General features: G+C 40.9%; 21 protein-coding genes. 16 read left to right on the top strand and 5 right to left on the bottom strand.

Annotation, left to right across the window (positions count from 1 at the left end):
• Nucleotides 1–48: 48 nt before the first annotated feature.
• Nucleotides 49–441: an HYC_CC_PP family protein gene (locus tag MURRU_RS04285; protein WP_041801302.1), complete on the bottom strand. Its 393-nt coding sequence runs from the start codon at nucleotides 439–441 to the stop codon at nucleotides 49–51.
• Nucleotides 442–572: 131 nt separating this feature from the next.
• Here MURRU_RS04285 and MURRU_RS04290 point away from each other — a divergent pair, with 131 nt between their 5' ends.
• From MURRU_RS04290 to rodA, 7 genes are all read left to right on the top strand, one after another.
• Nucleotides 573–1,025, top strand: a complete 453-nt coding sequence (locus MURRU_RS04290; protein WP_014032194.1) for a GAF domain-containing protein — start codon at nucleotides 573–575, stop codon at nucleotides 1,023–1,025.
• A 93-nt stretch (nucleotides 1,026–1,118) separates the two neighbouring features.
• Nucleotides 1,119–2,648, top strand: a complete 1,530-nt coding sequence (purH, locus tag MURRU_RS04295) for a bifunctional phosphoribosylaminoimidazolecarboxamide formyltransferase/IMP cyclohydrolase (RefSeq protein WP_014032195.1) — start codon at nucleotides 1,119–1,121, stop codon at nucleotides 2,646–2,648.
• Between the two features lie 55 nt (nucleotides 2,649–2,703).
• Nucleotides 2,704–3,732 (top strand): rod shape-determining protein, encoded by a 1,029-nt coding sequence (locus MURRU_RS04300; RefSeq protein ID WP_014032196.1) that lies wholly within the window; start codon nucleotides 2,704–2,706, stop codon nucleotides 3,730–3,732.
• Nucleotides 3,733–3,797: 65 nt separating this feature from the next.
• A complete protein-coding gene (mreC, locus tag MURRU_RS04305; protein WP_014032197.1) occupies nucleotides 3,798–4,610 on the top strand; it encodes a rod shape-determining protein MreC in 813 nt (270 codons plus the stop codon).
• Complete coding sequence (locus tag MURRU_RS04310) at nucleotides 4,607–5,113, top strand: hypothetical protein (protein WP_014032198.1); 507 nt, start codon at nucleotides 4,607–4,609, stop codon at nucleotides 5,111–5,113. The genes mreC and MURRU_RS04310 overlap by 4 nt, the downstream gene beginning before the upstream one ends.
• 54 nt (nucleotides 5,114–5,167) lie before the next feature.
• Entirely contained in the window at nucleotides 5,168–7,036 is a 1,869-nt protein-coding gene (locus tag MURRU_RS04315) for a peptidoglycan D,D-transpeptidase FtsI family protein (RefSeq protein ID WP_014032199.1), read from the top strand.
• Nucleotides 7,026–8,309, top strand: coding sequence for a rod shape-determining protein RodA (gene rodA, locus MURRU_RS04320; RefSeq protein WP_014032200.1), 1,284 nt, complete (start codon nucleotides 7,026–7,028; stop codon nucleotides 8,307–8,309). Before MURRU_RS04315 ends, rodA begins: the two co-directional genes overlap by 11 nt.
• On the opposite strand, the gene MURRU_RS04325 is transcribed toward rodA, so the two are convergent.
• Both MURRU_RS04325 and MURRU_RS04330 read right to left on the bottom strand, forming a co-directional pair.
• Nucleotides 8,306–9,103, bottom strand: coding sequence for a DNA/RNA non-specific endonuclease (locus tag MURRU_RS04325; RefSeq protein ID WP_014032201.1), 798 nt, complete (start codon nucleotides 9,101–9,103; stop codon nucleotides 8,306–8,308). The two genes, rodA and MURRU_RS04325, sit on opposite strands and share 4 nt — an antisense overlap.
• 82 nt (nucleotides 9,104–9,185) lie before the next feature.
• Nucleotides 9,186–11,357 carry a carboxy terminal-processing peptidase gene (locus tag MURRU_RS04330; protein ID WP_014032202.1) on the bottom strand — a complete coding sequence of 724 codons (2,172 nt, stop codon included), beginning with the start codon at nucleotides 11,355–11,357 and terminating at the stop codon, nucleotides 9,186–9,188.
• 201 nt (nucleotides 11,358–11,558) lie between these two features.
• Between MURRU_RS04330 and surE the strand changes: the two genes are divergently transcribed.
• From surE to MURRU_RS04355, 5 genes are all read left to right on the top strand, one after another.
• Nucleotides 11,559–12,338, top strand: a complete 780-nt coding sequence (surE, locus tag MURRU_RS04335) for a 5'/3'-nucleotidase SurE (RefSeq protein ID WP_014032203.1) — start codon at nucleotides 11,559–11,561, stop codon at nucleotides 12,336–12,338.
• Nucleotides 12,328–12,615 carry a hypothetical protein gene (locus MURRU_RS04340; protein WP_014032204.1) on the top strand — a complete coding sequence of 96 codons (288 nt, stop codon included), beginning with the start codon at nucleotides 12,328–12,330 and terminating at the stop codon, nucleotides 12,613–12,615. The genes surE and MURRU_RS04340 overlap by 11 nt, the downstream gene beginning before the upstream one ends.
• A gap of 96 nt (nucleotides 12,616–12,711) precedes the next feature.
• Nucleotides 12,712–13,824: a lipid-A-disaccharide synthase gene (gene lpxB / locus MURRU_RS04345; protein ID WP_014032205.1), complete on the top strand. Its 1,113-nt coding sequence runs from the start codon at nucleotides 12,712–12,714 to the stop codon at nucleotides 13,822–13,824.
• 33 nt (nucleotides 13,825–13,857) lie between these two features.
• Nucleotides 13,858–14,415 (top strand): C40 family peptidase, encoded by a 558-nt coding sequence (locus MURRU_RS04350; RefSeq protein WP_014032206.1) that lies wholly within the window; start codon nucleotides 13,858–13,860, stop codon nucleotides 14,413–14,415.
• Nucleotides 14,416–14,434: 19 nt separating this feature from the next.
• Complete coding sequence (locus MURRU_RS04355; RefSeq protein ID WP_014032207.1) at nucleotides 14,435–16,441, top strand: ComEC/Rec2 family competence protein; 2,007 nt, start codon at nucleotides 14,435–14,437, stop codon at nucleotides 16,439–16,441.
• On the opposite strand, the gene MURRU_RS04360 is transcribed toward MURRU_RS04355, so the two are convergent.
• The gene (locus MURRU_RS04360; RefSeq protein ID WP_014032208.1) at nucleotides 16,438–18,000 is read right to left on the bottom strand and encodes a peptide MFS transporter; all 1,563 of its coding nucleotides are present in this window, start codon (nucleotides 17,998–18,000) and stop codon (nucleotides 16,438–16,440) included. The genes MURRU_RS04355 and MURRU_RS04360 overlap by 4 nt on opposite strands.
• Before the next feature lie 15 nt (nucleotides 18,001–18,015).
• Nucleotides 18,016–20,175 carry a S9 family peptidase gene (locus tag MURRU_RS04365; protein WP_014032209.1) on the bottom strand — a complete coding sequence of 720 codons (2,160 nt, stop codon included), beginning with the start codon at nucleotides 20,173–20,175 and terminating at the stop codon, nucleotides 18,016–18,018.
• Between the two features lie 176 nt (nucleotides 20,176–20,351).
• Between MURRU_RS04365 and MURRU_RS04370 the strand changes: the two genes are divergently transcribed.
• From MURRU_RS04370 to MURRU_RS17300, 4 genes are all read left to right on the top strand, one after another.
• Nucleotides 20,352–21,668, top strand: coding sequence for a hydroxymethylglutaryl-CoA reductase, degradative (locus MURRU_RS04370; protein ID WP_014032210.1), 1,317 nt, complete (start codon nucleotides 20,352–20,354; stop codon nucleotides 21,666–21,668).
• 2 nt (nucleotides 21,669–21,670) lie between these two features.
• Nucleotides 21,671–22,579, top strand: coding sequence for a GYDIA family GHMP kinase (locus MURRU_RS04375; RefSeq protein WP_014032211.1), 909 nt, complete (start codon nucleotides 21,671–21,673; stop codon nucleotides 22,577–22,579).
• Between the two features lie 11 nt (nucleotides 22,580–22,590).
• Entirely contained in the window at nucleotides 22,591–23,319 is a 729-nt protein-coding gene (gene bla / locus MURRU_RS04380; RefSeq protein ID WP_014032212.1) for a subclass B1 metallo-beta-lactamase, read from the top strand.
• Between the two features lie 333 nt (nucleotides 23,320–23,652).
• On the top strand, nucleotides 23,653–24,162 hold the full coding sequence (locus MURRU_RS17300; protein WP_187289872.1) for a helix-turn-helix domain-containing protein: 510 nt from the start codon (nucleotides 23,653–23,655) through the stop codon (nucleotides 24,160–24,162).
• The last annotated feature ends 192 nt before the right edge of the window (nucleotides 24,163–24,354 follow it).

The following is a 24,354-nucleotide window of genomic DNA, read 5'->3' on the forward strand; positions in this document are numbered from 1 at the left end:
ACGCAGCTGCCCAACCAATTGGGTCGGGAAAATTCAATCTATGTTAAATCAAATAAGGAAAGTCTGGTCCAGAACCTGTACGTCACGTATCAATGGAGGTGGGTTGTACTCGCAAAAGGAGCTAGGTTCTTCAAAATTAAATTCGAAAAGTTGAAAGTAGGTATGGACAAAGCTTACCAAAAAGACTTGTTGGTCTAAACTAAAGTTTTCAAAGGAGATTTTTAGGTCGTCCTGACCTTGAATGGTGAAGGATTCATCAGCACAACAAGATTTTTCCATATCCATGTCCATGTCCATACCGCAGTCATCGGCATGTGAAAACAAGGAAATATCCATCACACGGCCCATACAAATATGCTTGTCCACCGTCCAAGAAACTGTGGAAGCCAACAGCAAAACTGCCATTACCGAGGATACTATTTGATGAAAAATCTGTTTCATTCAACTACAAAACTACAAAATATTAACATTTATTGTTTTGCTTAACAGAACTTTATCTGTTTTTAGCTTGTAAGCATGCTTTATTTTGTCGGACAAAACCACTATTCAATACATTTGCAAAAAAATACCTCATGCTAAAATCGTTGGAACCCAAAATACTTGAAATCGTAAAAAACAAAAATAAATCAGTGGATACCCGTTTGGGCGAAATCTGCGAACTTTTGCGCAGCAATGTTGATTATTACGACTGGGTAGGGTTCTACTTTAAAAATGGTGATAAGGAAGAATTGAAATTGGGACCCTACGCCGGAGCGCCTACCGACCATACTATAATTCCGTTTGGAAAAGGTATTTGCGGGCAGGTTGCCGTGAGCAATGAGAACTTTGTAGTGCCCGATGTGGCCGCCCAGGACAATTATATTGCCTGTAGCATAACGGTAAAAGCTGAAATCGTGGTTCCTTTGTTCGTAAACGGAGAAAATGTCGGCCAAATCGATATCGATTCCAACACTCCCGATCCCTTTACAGAGGAAGATGAACGCTTTTTGGAATTCATCAACCAAAAAGTTGCTGAAATTCTGTAAAACTTCTCCCATTTTGTTGATAAACCGTTCTGCTTTTTAGCTTCAAAAAAAGTACTTTTGTGCGCTTAATAAATTGATTTTAAGACATAGAAGATGACTGCCAAAAAAGCCTCTGCCGCATTAATTTCCGTATTTCATAAGGATGGACTGGAACCCATCGTAAAAAAATTGGACGACCTTGGTGTAACTCTTTATTCCACAGGAGGTACCGAAAAATTTATCCGCGATCTCGGTATCAATGTGGTACCTGTTGAAGATGTCACCAGCTACCCCTCCATTTTGGGTGGCCGTGTAAAAACATTGCACCCCAAGGTTTTTGGGGGAATTTTGAACAGGCAGGACAACGAGAGCGATGTTTCCCAAATGAAGGAATTTGATATTCCACAGTTGGACATTGTGATCGTAGATCTTTATCCTTTTGAAAAAACCGTTGCCAGTGGCGCATCGGAACAAGATATTATCGAGAAAATCGATATCGGTGGCATTTCCCTTATCCGAGCTGCCGCCAAAAACTTCAAGGATGTACTTTGTGTATCATCCATGGAGGATTACGAAGACTTTTTGAACGTGATTTCCGAAGGAAAAGGAACCACAACCTTGGAAGACCGCAAACGCTTTGCGACCAAGGCCTTCAATATTTCCTCACATTACGATACGGCCATCTTTAACTACTTTAACAAGGAAAAAGAAGAAACCGTGTTGAAAATCAGTGAGACCAAAGGACAGGTGTTGCGTTACGGTGAAAACCCACACCAAAAAGGATACTTCTTCGGCGATTTTGATGCGATGTTCTCCAAGCTTCACGGCAAAGAGCTATCATACAACAACCTTTTGGATGTTGACGCCGCCGTAAACTTGATGGGGGAATTCAAAAACGATGACCCGACCTTTGCCATCCTAAAACACAACAATGCCTGTGGATTGGCCACTCGCAGCACCATCAGTCAAGCCTATGTGGATGCCTTGGCGGGTGACCCTGTCTCTGCCTTTGGCGGCATTTTGATTTCAAACAAAGAAATCGATGCTCCAACAGCTGAAGAAATTCACAAATTGTTCTGCGAAGTGGTCATTGCACCAAGCTACGCAGATGATGCTTTGGAAATCTTAAAGGGCAAGAAAAACAGAATCATTCTAATACAAAATGAAACCGAATTGCCCGACACTTTGGTGAGAACTTGTTTGAATGGTGTTTTGGTTCAGGAAAAAGATTCCAAAACCGACAGCAAAGAAGACCTCAACCCTGTAACGGACAAAAAACCAACTTTAGAGGAAATTGAAGATTTGATTTTTGCCTCCAAATTGTGCAAGCACACCAAAAGCAACACCATTGTTTTGGCCAAGAACAAACAATTGTGTGCCAGCGGAACAGGGCAAACATCACGCGTTGATGCTTTGAACCAAGCCATCCATAAAGCACAATCCTTTAACTTTGATTTGAACGGTGCCGTTATGGCCAGTGATGCCTTTTTCCCTTTCCCGGATTGTGTGGAGATTGCGGACAACGCGGGCATTAAAAGTGTGATTCAACCAGGAGGTTCCATCAAGGATCAACTGAGCATCGATTATTGCAACGAAAATGGATTGGCGATGGTGATGACGGGTACAAGACATTTTAAACATTAATTTTAGTACTTTAGCCGTTAAATTTTACCGTTAATCCGAAAAACAGACAATTTGTATGGGATTCTTTGATTTCATGACCGAGGAAATTGCCATTGACCTTGGTACTGCAAATACCCTGATCATCCACTTGGACAAAGTGGTGGTTGACAGTCCTTCCATTGTAGCAAGGGACCGTGTATCGGGGAAAATTATCGCGGTGGGCCGCGAAGCCAATATGATGCAGGGGAAGACCCATGAAAACATCAAAACTATACGACCGTTGAAAGATGGGGTAATCGCAGACTTTGATGCATCGGAAAAGATGATCAGTATGTTCATCAAGAACATTCCGGCACTCAAGAAAAAATGGTTTCCGCCGGCACTTCGCATGGTCATTTGTATTCCTTCGGGCATTACCGAAGTGGAAATGCGTGCGGTACGCGAATCTGCGGAACGCGTAAACGGTAAAGAGGTATACTTGATCCACGAACCCATGGCCGCTGCCATCGGTATCGGTCTTGATATTATGCAACCCAAAGGGAACATGATTGTGGACATAGGTGGCGGTACTACAGAGATTGCGGTAATCGCTCTTGGCGGTATTGTTTGTGACAAATCCGTGAAGATTGCTGGTGATGTTTTCACCAATGACATCATTTATTACATGCGGACCCAGCATAACCTATATGTGGGCGAAAGCACTGCAGAAGCCATCAAAATTGAAATTGGTTCGGCTACCGAGGATTTAAAATCCCCACCAGATGATAAATCCATCCAAGGTCGTGACCTATTGACGGGAAAACCAAAACAAGTTCATGTTTCCTACAGAGAAATTGCCAAAGCTTTGGACAAAAGTATTTTAAGAGTGGAAGATGCGGTTATGGAAACCTTGTCCCAGACCCCACCAGAACTGGCAGCGGATATTTACAATACAGGTATTTATTTGGCTGGTGGTGGTTCCATGCTCCGAGGTTTGGACAGAAGGCTTTCCCAAAAAACCGATTTGCCCGTGTACATCGCCGAAGATCCTTTGAGAGCAGTTGTGAGAGGTACGGGTATTGCTCTTAAAAACTTGGAACGCTATAAAAGTATTTTAATAAAATAGACTTGTATTTTCTGCAGTTCTATTACCTTCAAGGAGTTCAAAAACCTTCTTAACGATACGATTGCATGCAACGCATCATCAATTTTGTTTTACGCTTTCGAAACGCATTTCTGTATGCTTTTCTTGCGTTTATTGCATTGGTGATGACGATTCGTTCCCATTCCTACCATCAATCCAAATTTTTTAATTCATCCCGATGGGTATCTGGCAGTATTTACGGAGCAGGTTCCGATGTTTCCTCGTATTTTAACCTTCAAAAAGAAAACAAACGATTGGTCGAGGAAAATCAACAGTTGCGAAAATTGTTGTTTAATTTATCGGATGACAGCTTTCGACCTTTGGATTCCACTTTGGCCGTCTATCAGGTATTGAACGCGAGGCTTATCAAGAATAGTTTTACCTCTCCTAGGAATTATATCTTAATTGATAAAGGAAAGAAAGATGGGGTACAACAAGATATGGGCGTAATTACCACGGACGGTATTTTGGGCATTGTAGAAAATGTCTCCAATAATTTTGCCACGGTTCAAAGTGTACTGAACACCAAATCCAACATCAACGCAAAAATTAAGGGCACCGAGTACTTCGGCTCCTTGATTTGGGACACTAAAGATTATAAGGTGGTACAATTGATAGATATTCCAAGATTGGTTCCGTTGGTCGTTGGAGACACCATTGTAACGGGAGGTATGTCCAGTATTTTTCCAGAAAACGTACCCATTGGAATCATTAAAAAATATGACTTGAACGCTTCCAAGAGCTTTTACAATATTGATGTAGAATTATTTTCCGACATGGCCAACATTAAAAATGTATACTTGATCGAGAACAAGGACAAAGTGGAGATTGAGGAATTAGAATCCAGAACCATAGAATGAACAATTCCCTGATCATAAATATTCTGCGATTTGTGTTGTTGGTCATCACACAGGTTTTGATATTTAACAATCTCAACTTTCTGGGTTTTATAAATCCTTTTGTCTATGTGATTTTCTTTTATTGGTACCCCATCAAAGGGAACAGGGCACTTTTTATGCTTATAGCATTTTTATTGGGGCTGGTTATCGATATTTTTTCTGATACCCTTGCCTTGAATGCTTTGGCATCGGCAACCATTGCCTATGCAAGACCGGCAATTATGCGATTTTGTTTTGGCGTAAACTACGATTTTCAAAGTTTCAGCTTTAAGAACACCACCAAGGTACAGCGCATCACCTTTATGGCTTTGCTTGTTTTTATCCATCATCTGATATTCTTTTCGTTTGAAATTTTAAGTATCGCCCATATCCTATTAATTTTGAAGAAAGTTTTCGCCACAGGTATTGTAACTTTAATACTTTGTGTATTATTCAGTTCACTTTTTAGTCCAAAAAGCGAATAAAAACGTAGTTTTTATCGTTGGGGTATATAAGAAGCCCTAGAATTTAGGTTGGTCATGAAGAAATTATTGCTGTCATCCATTGTTGTACTTATAGGATTCACCTTTATTGGCAGGTTATCCTATCTGCAATTGTTCCGTTTTTCGCCCGATCAAATATTGGATGATCCCGCCATAAAAAAAGTATATGACTACCCAGAAAGAGGTTACATCTACGATAGGGACGGCAAACTCTTGGTGGGCAATCAACCCGCATACGACGTTATGGTCATCCCAAGGGAAGTAAAACCTTTGGACACTCTGGAATTTTGCAGTCTTTTGGGTATTGATAAACTTGAATTCCTTTCCAAAATGGAAAAAGCGAGAATTTATTCTCCTCGGCTACCTTCTGTTTTGGTGCCCCAGCTCTCCAAAGAGGATTATGCGAAGCTTCAGGAAAAAATGCGGCACTTTACTGGCTTTTATATCCAAAAGAGGTCGTTACGTTACTACAATACCAAAAGTGCGGCCAATGTGCTCGGATATATCAGTGAGGTAAACGAATGGGACCTCAAAAACAATCCATATTATGTTGCTGGGGAATTAAAAGGACGTACAGGTATTGAAAAGCAATATGAAGAAATATTGAGAGGCCGAAAAGGCGTCAAGCATATTCAGAAAGACCGTTTTAACAGGGATATTGGTCCTTACAAAGACGGGAAATTGGACACCCTTCCCCAACAAGGCAAAGAGATTCACATTACCTTGGATAAGACCCTCCAGGAGTATGGAGAAAAATTGATGCACGGCAAACGTGGGGGCATTGTGGCCATTGAACCCAAATCAGGAGAAATATTGGCCATGATATCGGGGCCAACATACGACCCAGCCCTTTTGGTAGGCAGGGAACGCTCCAAAAATTATAGCAAACTACATTACGACACCATTTCCAAACCCACATGGGACCGTTCTATTTTAGCACAGCCTTCCCCTGGATCACCTTTTAAAACGCTTAATGCCTTGGTGGGCTTACAAGAAGGTGTAATAGACACCAATACCAAATTTAGGTGCTATCACGGGTTCTACGTAGGGAATACGCTCAGGGGATGCCATTGCGGTGGTGGTGTTCGAGATTTAAATTCAGGCATTTACCAATCGTGCAATGCTTATTTTGCTGGGGTCTTCCGAAAGATTTTTGACAAATATGAGACTACCGACGAAGGCATGGATATGTGGGAAAAGCACATGAAAAGTTTTGGCCTGGGCGATTTCTTAGGTACTGACCTTCCCACAGGCGCCCCTGGAAGGATTCCAGATGTGGCCTATTATGATAAATGGTACGGAGATAGCAGATGGGCAGCATCCACTATTATATCCAATTCCATAGGGCAAGGGGAAATTGCGGCCACACCCTTGCAATTGGCCAACATGACCGCTGCCATTGCCAACCGTGGTTATTTTTACACCCCGCACATTATTAAAAGTATTGGCAACAATGGAAAAATAGACCCTAAATACACCGAACCCCGATACACCACCATCGACAGAAAATATTTTGAACCTGTAATCGAAGGCATGGCCAATGTGTATAATTATGGAACAGCAAGGTGGGTCAAAATTCCAGGTATTGAGATAGCTGGAAAAACGGGTACCGTTGAAAATTATATTCGGGTCGATGGTGAACGCATGCAACTTACGGACCACTCTGTTTTTGTGGCCTTTGCACCTATAGAAAATCCTCAAATTGCCCTAGCCGTCTATATTGAAAATGGGTATTATGGATCACGCTATGCTGGTCACATTGCCTCACTTTTGATTGAAAAATACATTAAAGGAGAAATTACCAGAAAAGACCTGGAAAAACGCATGCTGGAAAAAACATTGGAACACGAATATGCCAAACCATATAGTGGAGAACCTTTTGAAATAAACGAATATGAGTGGTAGGGGGCCTTTTGGAAGGTTGGATTGGATTACCGTAATCCTCTATGCATTTTTGGTGTTTATTGGTTGGATCAATATTTACTCCACATCGGTGGGCGAAGCCAGTAATTCCATTTTTGACTTTTCCACTTTATACGGCAAACAGCTTTTTTTTATAGGCCTTGCCGCTCTGGGCATCATCTTCGTGCTCTTTGTGGAATCCCAGTTTTTTGAACGCTTTGCCTCAATCTTCTATATTATTTCGATTGTTTTGCTCTTGGGGCTGTTTGTTTTTGGAAAAACCATAGCTGGGGCAACTTCGTGGTACGATCTTGGTTTTTTTAACCTTCAACCTTCGGAGTTGGCGAAAGTGGCAACCTCCTTGGCACTGGCCAAGTTTTTAAGTGATATCCAAACCGATATACGCACAGGAAAGCATCAAATTTTTGCGTTGGTGATCATCTTACTGCCTGCCTTATTAATATTGCCGCAACCTGACCCGGGTAGCTCCCTTATCTATTTTTCACTCTTTTTTGTGCTATTTAGGGAAGGTTTTCCCATCTATTACTTAGGCATCCTCATTTTTGCGGTCGTTTTATTTGCTACAACTTTAATGTTCGGAACTGTTTGGGTCACCATAGGATTGATTATTTTAACTCTATTGATCTACACATTCAAAAGGGCATCCGTAAAAATTCCTATACTACCTGTTGTTGGAGCTATTGTTGTTTCAATACTCTTTTCCCTCTCTGTAAATTTTGTGTTTGAAAATGTTTTTGAGCAACGTCACAGAGATCGTTTTTCTTTATGGCTGAGTTTGGAAAAGGACGAAGAAAAGCTTGATGAAATCCGAAAAACCATTGGCTACAACACCTACCAATCCGAAAAAGCCATTGAATCCGGTGGGTTTACTGGAAAAGGATTTATGGAGGGTACACGGACCAAAGGGGATTTTGTACCCGAGCAGCACACGGATTATATATTTAGCTCCGTGGGCGAAGAATGGGGATTTTTGGGCACTTCTGCCGTGATTCTGTTGTTTTCATTATTCTTTTTACGGCTGATTTATATCGCGGAACGACAAAAGAGTGACTTTAGCCGAATGTATGGTTATGGGGTGATTTCCATTTTGGTGTTCCACTACTTTATAAATATTGGAATGGTGATCGGGCTGTTGCCCACTATTGGGGTTCCGCTGCCATTCTTTAGCTACGGTGGCTCTGGATTGATCTTTTTTACAATGTTATTGTTCATCTTTCTAAAACTGGATTCCAACCGCTTGAAGGATGGTATCTAGAATTTCCAACCGTTATCGTTCACTTCAGACTCTATGACTGACTGCCAGGCTTCAGGTTGGTTTTGAAAAAAATCAATGCCTGTTTTCTTCTCGATTTCATCAACGGGCACTACAAAATTTTGAAGTGGTTCTTGACTTTCTTCTGCTGGAATCAAAAATGCCAGTACTTGCGTTCTTTCACCATTACCTCTCAGCACAATCTTGTAAAATGTACGGGGGACATCCACATCCTCGCTCCCAATTTCTTCTAAATCATTTTTCAATATACCTCCGGTGACCACTATTAAATTGCCATATTTTTTGCACCAATAACGCACTTTTTGCTCCAAACGGTTCCAAATCCCGGCGTTAAAGTATTTGTCCTGTGGACTTATGTTGCTTGTATAAAAAGTCTCGTTATAAGCCTGTTCGGAAAACCGTCGATCACCAGCAGGAAGCAAATGCCCCCTATCGTACCCAGAACCTCTGTAATTACGCCAATCTGCCGATTTTGTTTTCACCTTTGGGTCTTCAATAAAATAGGGGCGTTCCCTATCATCATAGGTAAGATGTTTTCTTTTAAGGGTGTATGCCACCCACTCTGCTTGCTCGTGGGCTTCACTATAAGAAAGTGTATAGTAGGCATGTTGCACTACTTCACCTGTTGTGGAATTGGGTAAAAAATCGGTTTGTACCAAGTCTCTCCTTGTTCCATTTGGATTGGAATAGGTTGCCGGGGTATAGAAATTTTCAAACAACCAAAAGCCAATAACACATAGTGCTATGAGCAGGGCATAAATTATTCTGTTCTTCATTTAGTCAACAATTGTACTGATAAAGTTGTACAAAAAAGCCAACCCATAAGAGTTGGCTTTTAAAACATTCTTTTATAAACGACTATCCTTTTACGCTAGCCAATTTATTTTCTTCTCTCTTGATATTGTTCTTGTGAAGATCCTTAAGCACGTTCACCGCTTCTTCAACATAAATGTCTCGCGCTAAATCTTTGTGCCATCTGTCCCTTTTTTCCCTTAGTACAGAATCTTGTGTAAACAATTCTTTCTCATACTGTAACGAGCTAAAAGATAGTTTGGAATCGTAATCCCTTAAGCTTTTGAACTTTTCTGAACGCTTTTTGGCCTCTTGTTCTTTGCTTACGTAAGCATCGTATTTAAGGGAAATCGTGTTTTCATCTTGCTGCTCTTTCAACCATTTGGCATTTTCCTCAATAAGCTTGATCTGCTCATTTTTCGCCATACGCTCTTTACTGTTTTTTACGGCATCATCAAAATCAATGTAGCCATCCCAAACTTTGTAATCTGCAGGGGTAATCTTATCCCAACCAAGCGGGTTTTGCTGATCGCGTTCTCCTAAATCAATATAACTGTATCTATCCGGAACCACGATGTCACTTTTTACACCTTCCAACTGGGTAGACCCGCCGTTGATTCTATAGAATTTTTGGGTGGTCAATTTGATTGCTCCCAAATCTCCGTGCTCGTTTCCTCGGACGATACCATCCAAAGGAATTACATTTTGAACGGTTCCCTTTCCAAAAGTCTGCTTGCTTCCAATGATTACAGCTCTTTTGTAATCTTGCATGGCAGCGGCCAATATTTCCGAGGCGGAGGCGGATAGTTCATTCACCAAGATAACCAATGGACCATCCCACTGGATACGCTCGTCCTTATCCTCGTGAACTTCTTTGCGTTGGCCAGAGGAACGAACCTGAACAATAGGTCCATCCTTAATGAACAATCCTGCCATTTCGACAACCGTTTTTAAAGATCCTCCACCATTGTCGCGCAAATCCAAAATAATCCCTCCTGCGCCTGCTTCTTTAAGACGTTCCAATTCTTTGGCCACGTCGGATGCTGCGTTTCTTTCGGAGTAATCTTCAAAATCCACATAGAATTTTGGAAGATTGATCAATCCATACTTTTGTTCACCAGCATCAATAGTTGCAGATTTTGCATAAGATTCTTCCAGCTCCACGACATCTCTGGTTATGGAAACCGTTTCAATGGTTCCGTCTACTTTTCTTACTGTCAAATCAACTACTGTTCCTTCTGGACCCTTGATCAATTTAATGGCATCTTCCAATCGCATACCCACAATATTGATGGGCTCCTCACCTTCTTGCCCTACCTTGAGTATTTGATCTCCAACTTCCAGCGACTGATCTCTCCAAACGGGACCACCAGAAATAATTTCCACGATTTTAGCTCCTTCGGGCTTTTTCTGCAATCGGGCTCCGATCCCTTCAAACTTACCGGACATACCAATGTCAAATTTTTCCTTTTCTTCGGGAGCGAAGTAAAAAGTGTGGGGATCAAACTCTTCTACAATGGTATTCAAATATTGTACAAACCAATCTTTACGTTCCAAATCACCCACAAAATCGAAGAACTCGTCCAAGGTGTTTTTGGTTACTTCTCTTGCTTCTTCCTCTGTAGTGACCTTGTCAACAGTGCTGGGAATATCATTAAAAGCCAATATCTCATCGACATTCGAAGCTGATTCCTGATTTGCATCAGAAATCATATTATCAACTTTATTGTCGAAAACATTAAGTGTGTTGTATTTCAACTGCTTTCTCCAACGTTCCTTGAGTTCCTTTTTGTTGGATGCAAAATCTTGTTCGTCATAATCGATCTCAATGGATTCATCGAGCGTATAATCAAAAGGTGTAGCAAGTACTTCTTTATAAATATCCTTGGCCTCTTCCATTCGTACCATTAAACGTTGATATACGGTATTGAAAAATTCAATGTCGGTATTTCTGATCTCATCATCGATCATAAACCTGTATTTTTCAAATTCCCTGATGTCACTTTTTAGAAAGTATCTTTTGGTAGGGTCGATGATGTCGATAAAATCATCAAAAACATTGGAGCTGAAGCTATCGTTCACTTCTTTGGGCTCGTAATGCCCTTTCTCCAAAACGTAGGAAATCAATTCCAACAAAAATTTATCCTTGTCGTCGTTATCAAAAGACTTATTGGTAAAACTGCAGGAGGCAACTGCAACAAGAATAACCAAAAGTGCCAAAATAAAGTTCTTTTTCATAATGTGATTTTTCTAGAGCGAAATAATCTGACCTCATACTGTCAAATCTTCATTACATCACCCATCGTTTCTACTTGTATGAATTCCCTAAGATACAGAAAAAACCGTGCCAGTCTGTTCTGCCCAATTTAATTTTTTGTTAAACGCTGAAGGTTTCATATCCTTTTGAAAAACGTATTTTTATAGCATAAATTATCCAAGATGGAAAAACCGCTTATTCTGGTTACCAACGATGATGGAATTACAGCTCCAGGACTTAGGGCGTTAATCCGCACCATGAAAGAACTTGGAGATGTTGTGGTAGTGGCTCCCGACAGTCCGCAAAGCGGTATGGGACACGCCATTACCGTAGACAGCACCTTGTTTTCCAAAAAAGTTGTCGTGGACCATAAAGAAGGTGCGCCGAGCGAGTACAGTTGTAGCGGAACCCCTGCGGATTGTGTAAAATTGGCGCTTCGGGTAATTTTGGACCGAAAACCCGACATTTGTGTGAGTGGCATAAACCACGGTTCCAATTCCTCCATAAACGTGATTTACTCAGGAACCATGAGTGCAGCCATTGAGGCAGGCATCGAAGGTATTCCAGCTATCGGGTTTTCACTCTGCGATTATTCTTGGGATGCTAATTTTGAACCCGCTTTGGGTTCCATCAAAAAAATTGTTTCCGAAGCGTTGACCAATGGAATTCCAAAGGGAACTGTCTTAAACGTCAATATTCCAAAAACGAAATCAGCACCCAAAGGAATACGAATATGCAGGCAGGCACGCGGTAATTGGAAAGAGGAATTTGACAAAAGAACTAGTCCTTCTGGAAAGGATTATTATTGGTTAACGGGAGAATTTGAACTTTTGGACAAGGGCGAGGACACGGACGAATGGGCCTTGGCACAAGGCTACATTTCGGTAGTGCCCACCCAGTTCGACCTTACGGCACACCACGCCATACCACAAATAAACAACTGGAACTTAAATGAACAATAAGAAAGAAATCATCATAGGATTTATCGTAGGAATTATTGCAAACACCTTTGGAACTTTGCTTTACATTCTCATGTTTTCCGATTTGGGCATCGTTGAAACCTTTAATGCAGCTATTGATCAAGGGCACATTGGCAGTTTATTGGCATTAGGGGCTATTTTGAACTTGGTGGCATTTTTCGGGTTTTTACGGATTAAAAGGGACCAAAGGGCTAAAGGCGTTATGTTGGCGACCTTGGTAACGGCCCTGGTTATCCTAATGTACAAAGTGATGGCTTAAAAGTCTAAAACTCAAACATAAGAACAAGTTCAAGATTAACTGGTTTCACTAAAAACTTTTGAACTTGATACTTGAACTTGATACTTGAACTTATCAATGAAATACTACATTATAGCTGGTGAAGCATCGGGGGACCTGCACGGGTCCAATTTGATAAAGGCCCTAAAGAAAGAGGACCCCTCCGCAGCGATTCGTTGCTGGGGCGGCGACTTGATGCAACAAGCTGGCGGCGATTTGGCCAAACATTACAAGGATATGGCCTTTATGGGTTTTTTGGAAGTACTCATGAACATTCCTACCATCTTCAAAAACATTTCATATTGTAAAGAAGATATTCAAAAGTTCAATCCAGACCAGATTATTTTTATTGATTTTTCAGGATTCAATCTTAGGATTGCCAAGTGGGCCAAGGAACATGGTTTCAAGACCAATTATTACATTTCTCCACAAATCTGGGCATCAAGAGAAAGTAGAATCAAAAAAATTAAGCGGGACATTGACCATATGTACGTAATCCTTCCTTTTGAAAAAGATTTTTACGAAAAAAAACACGGTTACCCAGTACAGTTTGTTGGTCATCCTTTAATTGATGCCATAGAAAACACGTCGCTCCAGGATAATGAAACATTCCGAAAAGAGAACGGACTTGATTCTGATAAACCCATAATAGCATTGCTCCCTGGAAGCAGAAAACAAGAAGTACAAAAAATGTTGGAAGTAATGCTTTCCGTAAAAAAGGATTTTCCATCGTATCAATTTGTGATTGCAGGTGCTCCCAGCCTTCCCGATGAATTTTACACCCCATTTCTTAAAGGCGACAAAGTGGAATACGTTTCCAACAAAACTTATACGCTTTTAAAGCATTCCCATGCTGCAATGGTCACAAGCGGAACCGCAACTTTGGAAACCGCTCTTTTTGGCATCCCTCAAGTGGTGTGCTACAAAGGAAATTGGATTTCTTATCAAATTGCAAAGCGAATCATTACTTTGGACTACATTTCCTTGGTGAACTTGATCATGAAAAGAGAAGTTGTTAAGGAGTTGATTCAAAATGATCTGACAACAAAAAATCTTAAGACAGAACTTTCCAAAATCGTAGATGGGGCCGAACGGGAGCGTATGTTATCCGACTATACATTGCTGAAAGAAAAATTGGGCGGAAAAGGTGCCAGTCAATTGGCAGCGCAATTAATCGTGGAAAATGTGTAGTTTTATCTTCCAAGAAAGTAAATCTATTCTTGGATGTTTCGAAAAACCATAATCTTACTATTGTTTTTTGCTATTACCGCTTGCGGTCCCGGTAAAAAACGACGTACCTACAGCAAGACCCGAACCGTTACGGTAGAGGGGTCCACTACCGACACTATCCCTAAAGAAGAACCCAAAAGGGAACGCAAAAAAGAGAGACGAAAAAATACTAAGGCCAATGAAATCATTTCCACCGCATTGAATTTTTCGGGAACCCGTTACAAATACGGGGGAACTACCAAAAGGGGCATGGATTGCTCTGGATTGGTCTATGTTTCCTTAAAAGAAAACGACATTATGTTCCCACGAACTTCCTACCAAATGGCCATGGAAGGACAAAAAATTCGGGTAAACAATGTAGAAAAAGGGGATTTGCTCTTTTTTAAGACCAGTAAAACCGGAAGGCGTATCAACCATGTTGGTTTGGTAGTGGATGTGGATGGCAACGACATTAAATTTATCCATGCCACAACCTCAAGGGGTGTGCTGGTATCCTCGTTACGGGAGGGGTACTGGAACAGCGCTTTTGTAAAGGCCATGCGTATCCTGTAAAGTGCGCCAACTTAATTTTGTGTCCATAAAACTCACGCTGTGTGTTATTTTGGGCATTGTTGTCGGTTTTTATTTTGAAGTTGCTCCACTCCTGCCCCTTATTGCAATGTTTGTTTTGCTGCCAGTGCTTTACTGGGTCAGCAAAAAACAACAAAGAGAAGGGTTCCCGTATTTTGAGTTGCTGACTTCGTTCATAACGATATGCTTGGGTGTTTTTATTGTAGGTGTTTCTACATCTAAAGGTATGCCCTACCACTATGCCAAACTAAATTTAGGGCAAGAAAGAATCTGGCACTTAAAAATAAGAGAGGTACTCAAGCCCAATACTTATTCACATCGGTACATTGCAAAAATTGTTTCTGCGGATGGGGATACCGCCTCGGGAAAACTGCTTTTCAGTCTTTCGGTGGATTCCACTTTAAAAGAATTACAGGTAGATGATGAGTTTTTGATCTATGACAAACCAGAAGGTATTCGGCCCCCTTTAAATCCTCACCAATTTGATTATAGCAATTATCTGCAAAAACAGGGGATTCAACACCAAATAAGGACCAATTTCCCTTCTATTGTAAAAAAAGAAAATTCTTCTAAAACTTTGTTTGGACTTGCTTCAAACTTTAGGGAATCCATCATTTCTAAATTGAAAAAGGAAAACTTCGGAGAAGAAGAATTGGGCGTAATCCAAGCACTCCTATTGGGTAAGCGCGACGATATTTCGGAAAACACATACAACAATTACACCAATGCAGGAGCCGTTCATATTTTGGCAGTATCCGGGCTACATGTGGGCATTATACTATTATTATTGGAGTTCTTTTTATCGCCGTTGGCACGTTTACCTAAAGGTAAAACCCTTAAACTCCTATTGGTTGTCCTCCTACTTTGGGGTTATGCATTTGTGGCGGGACTTTCGCCATCCATAGTCCGTGCCGTTACCATGTTCTCTTTTGTGGCCTACGCGCTTTACCTTAACCGACCCGCCAATTCATTCAACATTATAGCGCTTTCCATGTTGTTTATATTATTGGTAAAACCCTTGTTTTTGTTTCAGGTGGGGTTTCAAATGAGTTACGCCGCGGTGTTTGCCATTGTTTGGATTTACCCCAAATTGCAAAAATTTTGGTTTCCCGATAATTTCATCATCCGTAAAACATGGCAATTGCTATCGGTAAGCGCTGCAGCCCAATTGGGTGTACTGCCCATTAGTTTGTTCTATTTTCACCAATTTCCGGCACTTTTCTTTATTTCCAACCTACTTATCATTCCTTTTTTAGGTTTGATTTTGGGTCTAGGAATTTTAGTCATTGCATTGGCTTTGATGGATTTTTTGCCCGCATTTTTGGTCGACAGTTTCAATTGGGTCATTAAAATGATGAATTCCATAGTGGGCTGGGTTGCCCATCAAGAAGGTTTTATTATAAAAAATATTCCTTTTGATTCGATTCAATTGATCTTGGGTTACCTCATCATCATTGTTTTGGTAGTTTTCTTATCCAAACCCAAATGGAAAACTGCTTTGGTACTCTTTGGAGGAGTACTAGCTTTTCAAGGTTGGATTATCTGGAACCTGTTTCAAGTAAATCAGAAAGAAGTCGTCATACTTGCTCACCGTTCCAGAAATACGGTTTTATTACATCAATTGGGGGATTCTCTTTCTATAATTGCTTCCGATAGCACCAATATTGGGAACATTGGTTCTGATTATGCCGTGGCGGAGCGGATTCAAAAATTGGACATGGTTCAACTCAGAAATAGCTATCAAATCGGCCAGAAAAAATTATTTGTTTTGGACAGCTTGGCCATCCTTCCTTTGGAAGGGCATTTGGACTACCTGCTGCTTACCCAGTCAACGGAAATTAATCTAGAGCGGGTTCTGGACTCCATCGAACCCAAAAAAATATTTGCGGACGGAAGCAATTACCCGAGCTTGATCAAAAAATGGAAACAAACCTGTAGACAAAAGGAAATCCCTTTCCACTACACGGGTGAAAAGGGATTTTATGTTTTTAGTTTGCAGAAAGATTAACCCCTTTCAATGGTTTCAACCTCATCCTCAACGGAGACTATGGTTTCTTTGTCTTCCGCTCCATGCGTCAATCGTTTTAACGGTTTTATGAGAAGTAGTACCAGTGTTCCAAAAAGTACGGCAAAAATGAACAGTCCTCCGAAAACTTTCTGTTCACCTGCTTGAACCGAACTTTCTCCAACTATACCTGCTACTTTGTTCCCCAGACCGGTAGCCGCCCAATACACTCCCATCATCAAGGCCATATACCTGGCCGGTGCCAGTTTTGTAAAGAATGACAGTGAAACAGGTGACAGGCACAATTCTCCAATAGTATGAAAGAGATACGTTAATACCAACCAGTACATTGCCGAAGAGCCTGAACTTTCATATTGTAATGATGCAAAAACCATATAAATGAATCCTACTCCCATAATAATTACACCAACTGCCATTTTAAACAAGGAGGTGGCTTCCTTACCTTTTAATTTTCTTTTTGCCCAGAAATTGGCCACCGCTACGGCAAAAAGTATGATAAAGCCTGCATTTGCAGCCTGAAACCATGCGGCTGGAACTTCCCAGCCCAAAAACATTCTGTTCGTTTTTTCTTGAGCATATAGGTTCATGAGGCCTCCCATCTGTTCAAAGCTTCCCCAAAAAACAATCACCATCAAAAGTGAAATGAGCAGTACCACATATCTGTCTTTTTCTACTTTACCGTTCAAGTTTTTGTAAATCATCATCATAATTCCGGTAATGAGCGATAGGAAAATATAAAGCACCCCATACCCCCAGTTATCCGGCCCTTCGTAGGTAAATCCTGCGTAAACGGAGTAGGCCAATAAAACGGCCACAATAGCTAATTGCAGGGGAGATTTGAGCAACTGCGCAAACAATTGTCCCAAGCTTACATCAGATGCCTTTTCTTCCATTGTGGGCTCGTTGCCAACATGTACCAAAAATCTGTGCCCGTACAGGTACACCAATAACCCAACGAACATTCCTATACCGGCAAGACCAAAGCCATAATGCCAACCATAGACCGCGGCAACTATACCAACGGTAATGGAAGCAAGAAATGATCCGAGATTTATTCCTACATAAAATATACTAAAGCCTTTATCCCGTCTAATATCGTTTTGCTTATACAAGCCACCAACCATGGTTGAAATGTTAGGTTTTAACATCCCAACACCTAAGATTACAAAACCCAGTCCTGTATAATAGGCCCATAAATCATCAATTGCCAAAACCCCATGCCCAATGGTCAAGAGAATGGCTCCGATGGTCACTGCTTTTTTCTGTCCCAGATACCTATCGGCCAAAAAGCCCCCGGGAATGCTCATTACGTAGACCAACATGGTGTACCATCCATAAAGCGCCAAGGCTTCGGTGGTTGTCCACCCCAATCCACTTTGTGGGTTACTGTCCAAAGTTTCGGCCGTCATGTACAGGGTAAGGAGGGCGCGCATTCCGTAGTAGGAAAATCGTTCCCACATTTCGGTGAAGAACAATACGTACAATCCTACCGGATGGCCAAATAACTCTCTTTTGTGGGCTGGTTTGGTTACTGCTGACATAAATTTATTATTTGATTATAAGTTTTCCTTAATGAAGTTGGTCATTTTTGTATAAAGGTGCAATCGGGTATTGCCACCATAAATACCGTGGTTTTTATCGGGGTAAATGGCCCAATCGAACTGCTTGTTGGCCTGCACCAATGCCTCGATCATTCGCATAGTGTTCTGCACGTGCACATTGTCGTCACCCGAGCCATGCACCAACAAATAGTTACCTTTTAACAATTCTGGATAATTGAACGGTGAGTTATCATCATACCCCGTAGGGTTTTCTTGTGGCGTCTGCATGTAACGTTCAGTGTAAATGGTGTCATAAAAACGCCATGAGGTCACGGGTGCCACGGCAATGGCCATTTCAAAAGTATCGTTGCCTTTTAGCAAACAGTTGGTGGACATAAAACCACCGTAGCTCCATCCCCATATTCCTGTTCTGCTTTTATCAATATAAGAGCGATCGCTCAATTTTTGGGCTGCGGCAATCTGATCTTCCACCTCATATTTTCCCAACTCTTTTTGGGTCAATTTTTTAAAATCACGCCCTTTCAGACCAGTTCCCCTTCCATCTACACAGGCCACAATATAGCCTTGAGATGCTAAAAGTTGATGCCAATAGTCATTGCTGCCCATCCATCGGTTGGCCACTTGTTGCGAACCCGGACCGCTGTATTGGAACATAAACAAGGGATATTTTTTGTTAGGATCAAAATCGGCAGGTTTGATCATGTACATATTGAGGTCGTACCCGTTTATGTTTATGGTGGAAAACGCTTTGGGGGCAATCTCGTACCCTTCCAATTTGTTCAGCAGAGCTGAATTGTCCTTGATCTCCTTGAGCAATTTACCATCGGATGCTTTGTGCAATGTAAATTTGTATGGTGTGCTTGCACTTGAAAAAGTGTTGATATAGTAGGTAAAGTCACTACTGAAAGCCGCTGAGTTTGTCCCCTCTTCTGTGGAAAGCGCCTTTTTACGTTTCCCTTTGGTGGAAATGCTATACACTCCCCTGTTGATGGAACCATTTTCTACCGACTGATAAAAAATACGGTCATGCTTTTCATCATAGCCATAGTAACGGGTCACTTCCCATGGGCCTTCGGTTATTTGATTTTTTAGTTTACCATCTCTTCCGTATAGATAGAGGTGATTGAAACCGTCTGTCTCGCTTGTCCATATAAAACTATCATCATCCAAAAAAGTTAGGTCATCATCAATATCCACGTAGGCTTCATCCGTTTCTTCCAATAAAATGGATACTGAATTATCTTTTGCATTTACGACGTAGAGCTTCAAATCGTTCTGATGCCTGTTCAAGGTCTGAACACTCAAATCATTTGGATTGTGCATCCATTTGATTCTCGGAATGTAGTATGGATCATTCAAATCGACATCTGCAATATTGCCCGAAGCCACATCGTACATATGCAAAGTAACTATGGAGTTCTTTTCCCCTGCTTTGGGGTATTTAAATTCATGTTGATAGGGGTATAAATCTTTTCCGTAGACATCCATCGAAAAATGTGGAACTTCGGTTTCATCAAATCGAAGGAATGCAATTTTGGTTCCGTCGCTATTCCATTCAAAGGCCCGTACAAAGGCAAACTCCTCTTCGTATACCCAATCGGTCACCCCATTAATAATGGTTCCTTTGCTGCCATCTGTAGTTACTTGCTTGGTGGTATTGGCCGTCAAATCCAAAATATACAGGTTATTGTCCAGCACATAGGCCACTTTGCTGCCATCGGGAGAAAGTATGGGTTCTTGGATTTTGGTCTCGGAAATTTTTGCCAATTCTTTGGAGGCGATGTCGTACACATAATAAATTCCCAAACGAGAATGTCTAAAAATGGGCTCTACTTCAGTGGCCAAAAGCACTTTGGATTCATCATCGCTAAAGGTGTAGGATGAAAAATAAGGAATGGCATCGGAAGAGGCCACAATGGTTTCCACCTTTTCCAAGGTTTCGTAGTCATATTTATCCAAACTACTGGAACGCGGGGAACGAGCGGTGTTTAAAATGGTGTATTGTGTGCCGTTGTCCATGGACCGAAGGACGTCCATGTGTTCTGTCCTGAATTCTCCTCCCCAAATCTCTTCAAGGGTTATTTTTTTCTTTTGTGCCGTGGTAAAAGTCAAAACTCCTAAAAGAAATAGGAATAGAAAAGACTGTTTGTTCATGAAGTGAAAAATTGATTAAAAACTTCCAAGTTTACTAATATTTATCGGAAAAATAAATTTTGATGTTGCGTTTGCAACAAATTTTAACCTTTGAACAACCGCTGGCCTTTCAAAATTGTTGTTAGCCCCACCTAAACGGTCAATATCCGTATATTTGAATGCTTTAATCCAGCTCTATGAATACTCCCGTTGAAGGATTTTCCAAACTATCCAAAGCCAAAAAAATAGATTGGATAGCCACCAATTGTACCAAAGACCCTGAAAATACCCGACAGTTGTTGGAACAATATTGGAACAGTGACCAAAAAGTGCAGAAGTTGCACGATGAATTTATAGAAAACACCATTTCCAATTACTATTTGCCTTTTGCCATTGCTCCCAATTTTTTGATCAATGGAGATTATTTGGCCATTCCCATGGCCATTGAGGAAAGCTCAGTAGTTGCCGCAGCCAGTAAAGCTGCCAAGTTTTGGTTGGAACGCGGAGGTTTTAAAACGGAAATCCTTGGAACGGAAAAAGTGGGGCAAGTACACTTTATTTATAAAGGGGACAAAAAAAAACTATCCGATTTTTTCACTTTGTTGAAGCCAAAATTGCTTAAAAGTGTTTCCTCCATCACCCAAAGTATGGAAAAACGGGGGGGAGGCATCAACAATATTGAACTAAGGGATTTGAGCAATGAAATTGAAGGGTACCACCAACTCCATTGCACTTTTGAGACTTTGGATGCCATGGGTGCAAACTTCATCAATTCGTGTTTGGAGCAATTTGCCAAAACTTTAAAGGAACAAGCCATTTCTTTTGAAGCTTTTACGGAGGAGGAAAAAAACATTGAGGTAGTGATGAGTATTTTATCCAACTACGTACCCAATTGTTTGGTAAAGGCAGAAGTTAGTTGTCCAATCTCTGATTTGGGCAATAGTGACATGCCCGCTGAGCAGTTTGCTGAAAAATTTGTACAGGCCGTTAACATTGCCAAAGCTGAGCCGTATAGGGCCGTAACGCACAATAAAGGCATTATGAACGGAATTGATGCCGTAGTTTTGGCTACTGGGAACGATTTTAGGGCAGTTGAGGCAGGCGTGCACGCTTACGCCGCAAAGGATGGGCGGTATTCAAGCTTAACGTACGCCAAAATTGAAGATGGTATTTTCAAGTTTTGGATTGAGGTTCCTTTGGCTCTTGGGACAGTAGGTGGTCTGACCACTTTGCATCCTTTGGTGAAGCTTGCATTGGAAATTCTTCAAAATCCTACAGCAAAAGAATTGATGCAGATTGTTGCCGTAGCCGGATTGGCCCAAAATTTTGCCGCTGTCCGCAGTTTGGTTACTACGGGCATCCAAAAAGGGCACATGAAAATGCATTTGCTCAATATGCTCAACCAGATGGGAGCCACCGAAAATGAAAAAAAACAACTTGTGGAATATTTCAAAAGTCACATGGTGACGAATGCCTCGGTAAAGGAAGCCTTGGAAAAAATTAAATCGAAATAATAATGGAGAAGGAGTTTTACAGCAACGGCAAATTATTACTGTCAGGAGAATATGCTATTTTGGATGGTGCCTTGGGACTGGCCATTCCCACCAGCTATGGGCAATCATTCCATGTAACTCCAACAACATCTGGCTTTTTAGAGTGGACCAGTTTGGATGAAAACGATAAAATTTGGTTCTCTGCAAAGTTTGATCTTGCTAATTTAAAAGTCGTTTCTACTTCGGACGAAGCGATGGCCAAAACATTGGCAACCCTTCTTTTGGAAGCTAATGCACAAAATCCATTGCTGTTAACCGATGGTGATGGATTCCAGATAGAAACGCACCTTACTTTTCCAAAATCCTGGGGGCTGGGAACATCCTCGACCCTTATTAACAACTTGGCACAATGGGCTCGGGTTGATGCGTATCAGCTCTTGTGGAATGCCTTTGGCGGAAGTGGTTACGATATTGCCTGTGCCCAACACAATTCACCCATAACTTATCAGATAAAAGATGGAGTGCCCAATGTTGAAGAAATCAATTTTAATCCCATTTTTAAGGACTCCCTTTTCTTTGTACACCTCAACCAAAAACAGAACAGCAAAGAAGCTATTGCCAAGTACAGGGAGCAACAATTTGATAAGCCCCAACTCATAAAAAGTATTTCCAGCATTACCCAAAAAATGAAAAATGCACCCACTTTGGCCGGTTTTGAGGGTTTAATGGAGGAACATGAAGCTTTGCTTTCCAATGTTTTGAATATAGAACCCGTAAAGCAACGCCTTTTTCCAGACTATTTTGGAATGGTAAAAAGCCTTGGCGCCTGGGGCGGAGATTTTGTTTTGGCCACTGGTGATGAAAAAACGATTTCCTATTTTAAACACAAAGGGTACGAAACTGTAATTCCTTTTTCCAAAATGATGCTTTAACTATCTTCCACATGCAAAAAAACCTATTTTCTTTACTGATTGTTCTTCTTGTTCTTTCATGCAAAACAAAAGAAAAACAAATGGCCTACAAAACGGATTCTTTAGAGATAGGAATGGTTACGGAACATACGTACCAGCACACCTCTTTTCTAGAAACCGAGAGTTTTGGCAGGGTAGCTTGTAATGGCATGATCGTAGTGAACAATGGAGAGGCCATTGTATTTGACACTCCCACCAACAACATGGTTTCCAAGGAACTGATTGATTGGTTGGACACACAGGATATTACTGTAAAAGCTATTGTTGCCACCCATTTTCATGATGATTGTGTTGGTGGCTTGAAAACCTTTCATGAAAGGGGTATTCCATCGTATGCCAACCAGGAAACCATAAGGCTCCTTGCTGGAAAAGAAGCGGAGATTCCCCAAAACGGATTCGCTGATTTTACAGAGTTACGAGTGGGGAGCAAAAAAGTAGTTCTCGATTTTATGGGTGCCGGACATACCAACGACAACATTATTGGGTACTTCCCTAGTGAAAAGATTATGTTTGGTGGCTGTCTGATTAAATCCATTGGTGCCGGAAAAGGTAATTTGGAAGATGCCAATGTTATGGAGTGGCCCAAAACAGTTTCCAAAATAAAGTCCAAATATCCCAATACCTCCATCATTGTTCCCGGTCATGGAAATTATGGGGATGGCGGTCTTCTTGATTATACAATTGCATTATTTAAGGATTGATCAGATGTAGCACAATCCATGAAAACTACCCATTGATGAATCCAGATGGGGCATTCATCAATTACACCATCAATATATCTTTCTTTTTTCGCACCTTGCAGAAAGAAGACTTAGGCTAGCTTAAAAAATCTTCCCAAAAAGAAAGGTATTATGTCACTTTTTTGGGAAAATGTATTATTATTTTTTATTGTTTCTGGACTCCTAATGTCATTTGTTTTACTATCTAAAAAGAGAATATATTTCAATAAGAACAACCTATTGATACTTTTTTTGTTCTTATTCTCCTATAACACTGTCTTATCCTTATATAGTTGGATACAACCTGATTACAAATTGAACGACTTACTCTTATATGCCCTATTCATCCCTTTGCTTCTATATGGCATTCTAATCTATCTGCTCATTAAGTGTCCAGATATTTTAAAAGGACAAAAGCAGTCCAACATTTCTCAAGACCAAAAAAACGTAAAATATGAAAAAACAGGGCTTTCCGAGACATTTTCTTTAGAATTGAAGAGCAAATTGGAACATTTAATGGATACTGAAAAGCTCTATCTACAACACGAAATTAAGCTGGACACTATAGCGGACCTACTTAACATATCAAGACATCATGCCTCGCAAGTCATCAATGAAAATTTTAACATGAGCTTCTATGATTTTATAAATGCCTATAGAATTGAAGAAGCAAAAAATAAACTATGCTCAGGTTTTGAAGATTCATCCGAATCCATTTCGGATATCGCATACCAATGTGGCTTTAACAATCGGGTTTCATTTTACAAAGCCTTTAAAAAGATAACCCATATTACACCAAAAGAATTTATCCAAAAGGCTGCATAATCAAATGAACTACCTCAGCGCAGAAGCTAGCTTTGTCGACGTACCGGATATCGGAAGCCCACCTGCGACCGACAGGCAAGACCCCTTCGCCACAAAAACCAATACTGGAGTCTATTGATATTCCATTGCAGTATACAGTGACCATATCTGTACGCTACACTCGAGGCAGAGACTCAGGGGAATTTTAATGAT

Origin of the sequence: Allomuricauda ruestringensis DSM 13258, from assembly GCF_000224085.1 — a bacterium.
In the GTDB taxonomy this organism is placed as follows: domain Bacteria; phylum Bacteroidota; class Bacteroidia; order Flavobacteriales; family Flavobacteriaceae; genus Flagellimonas; species Flagellimonas ruestringensis.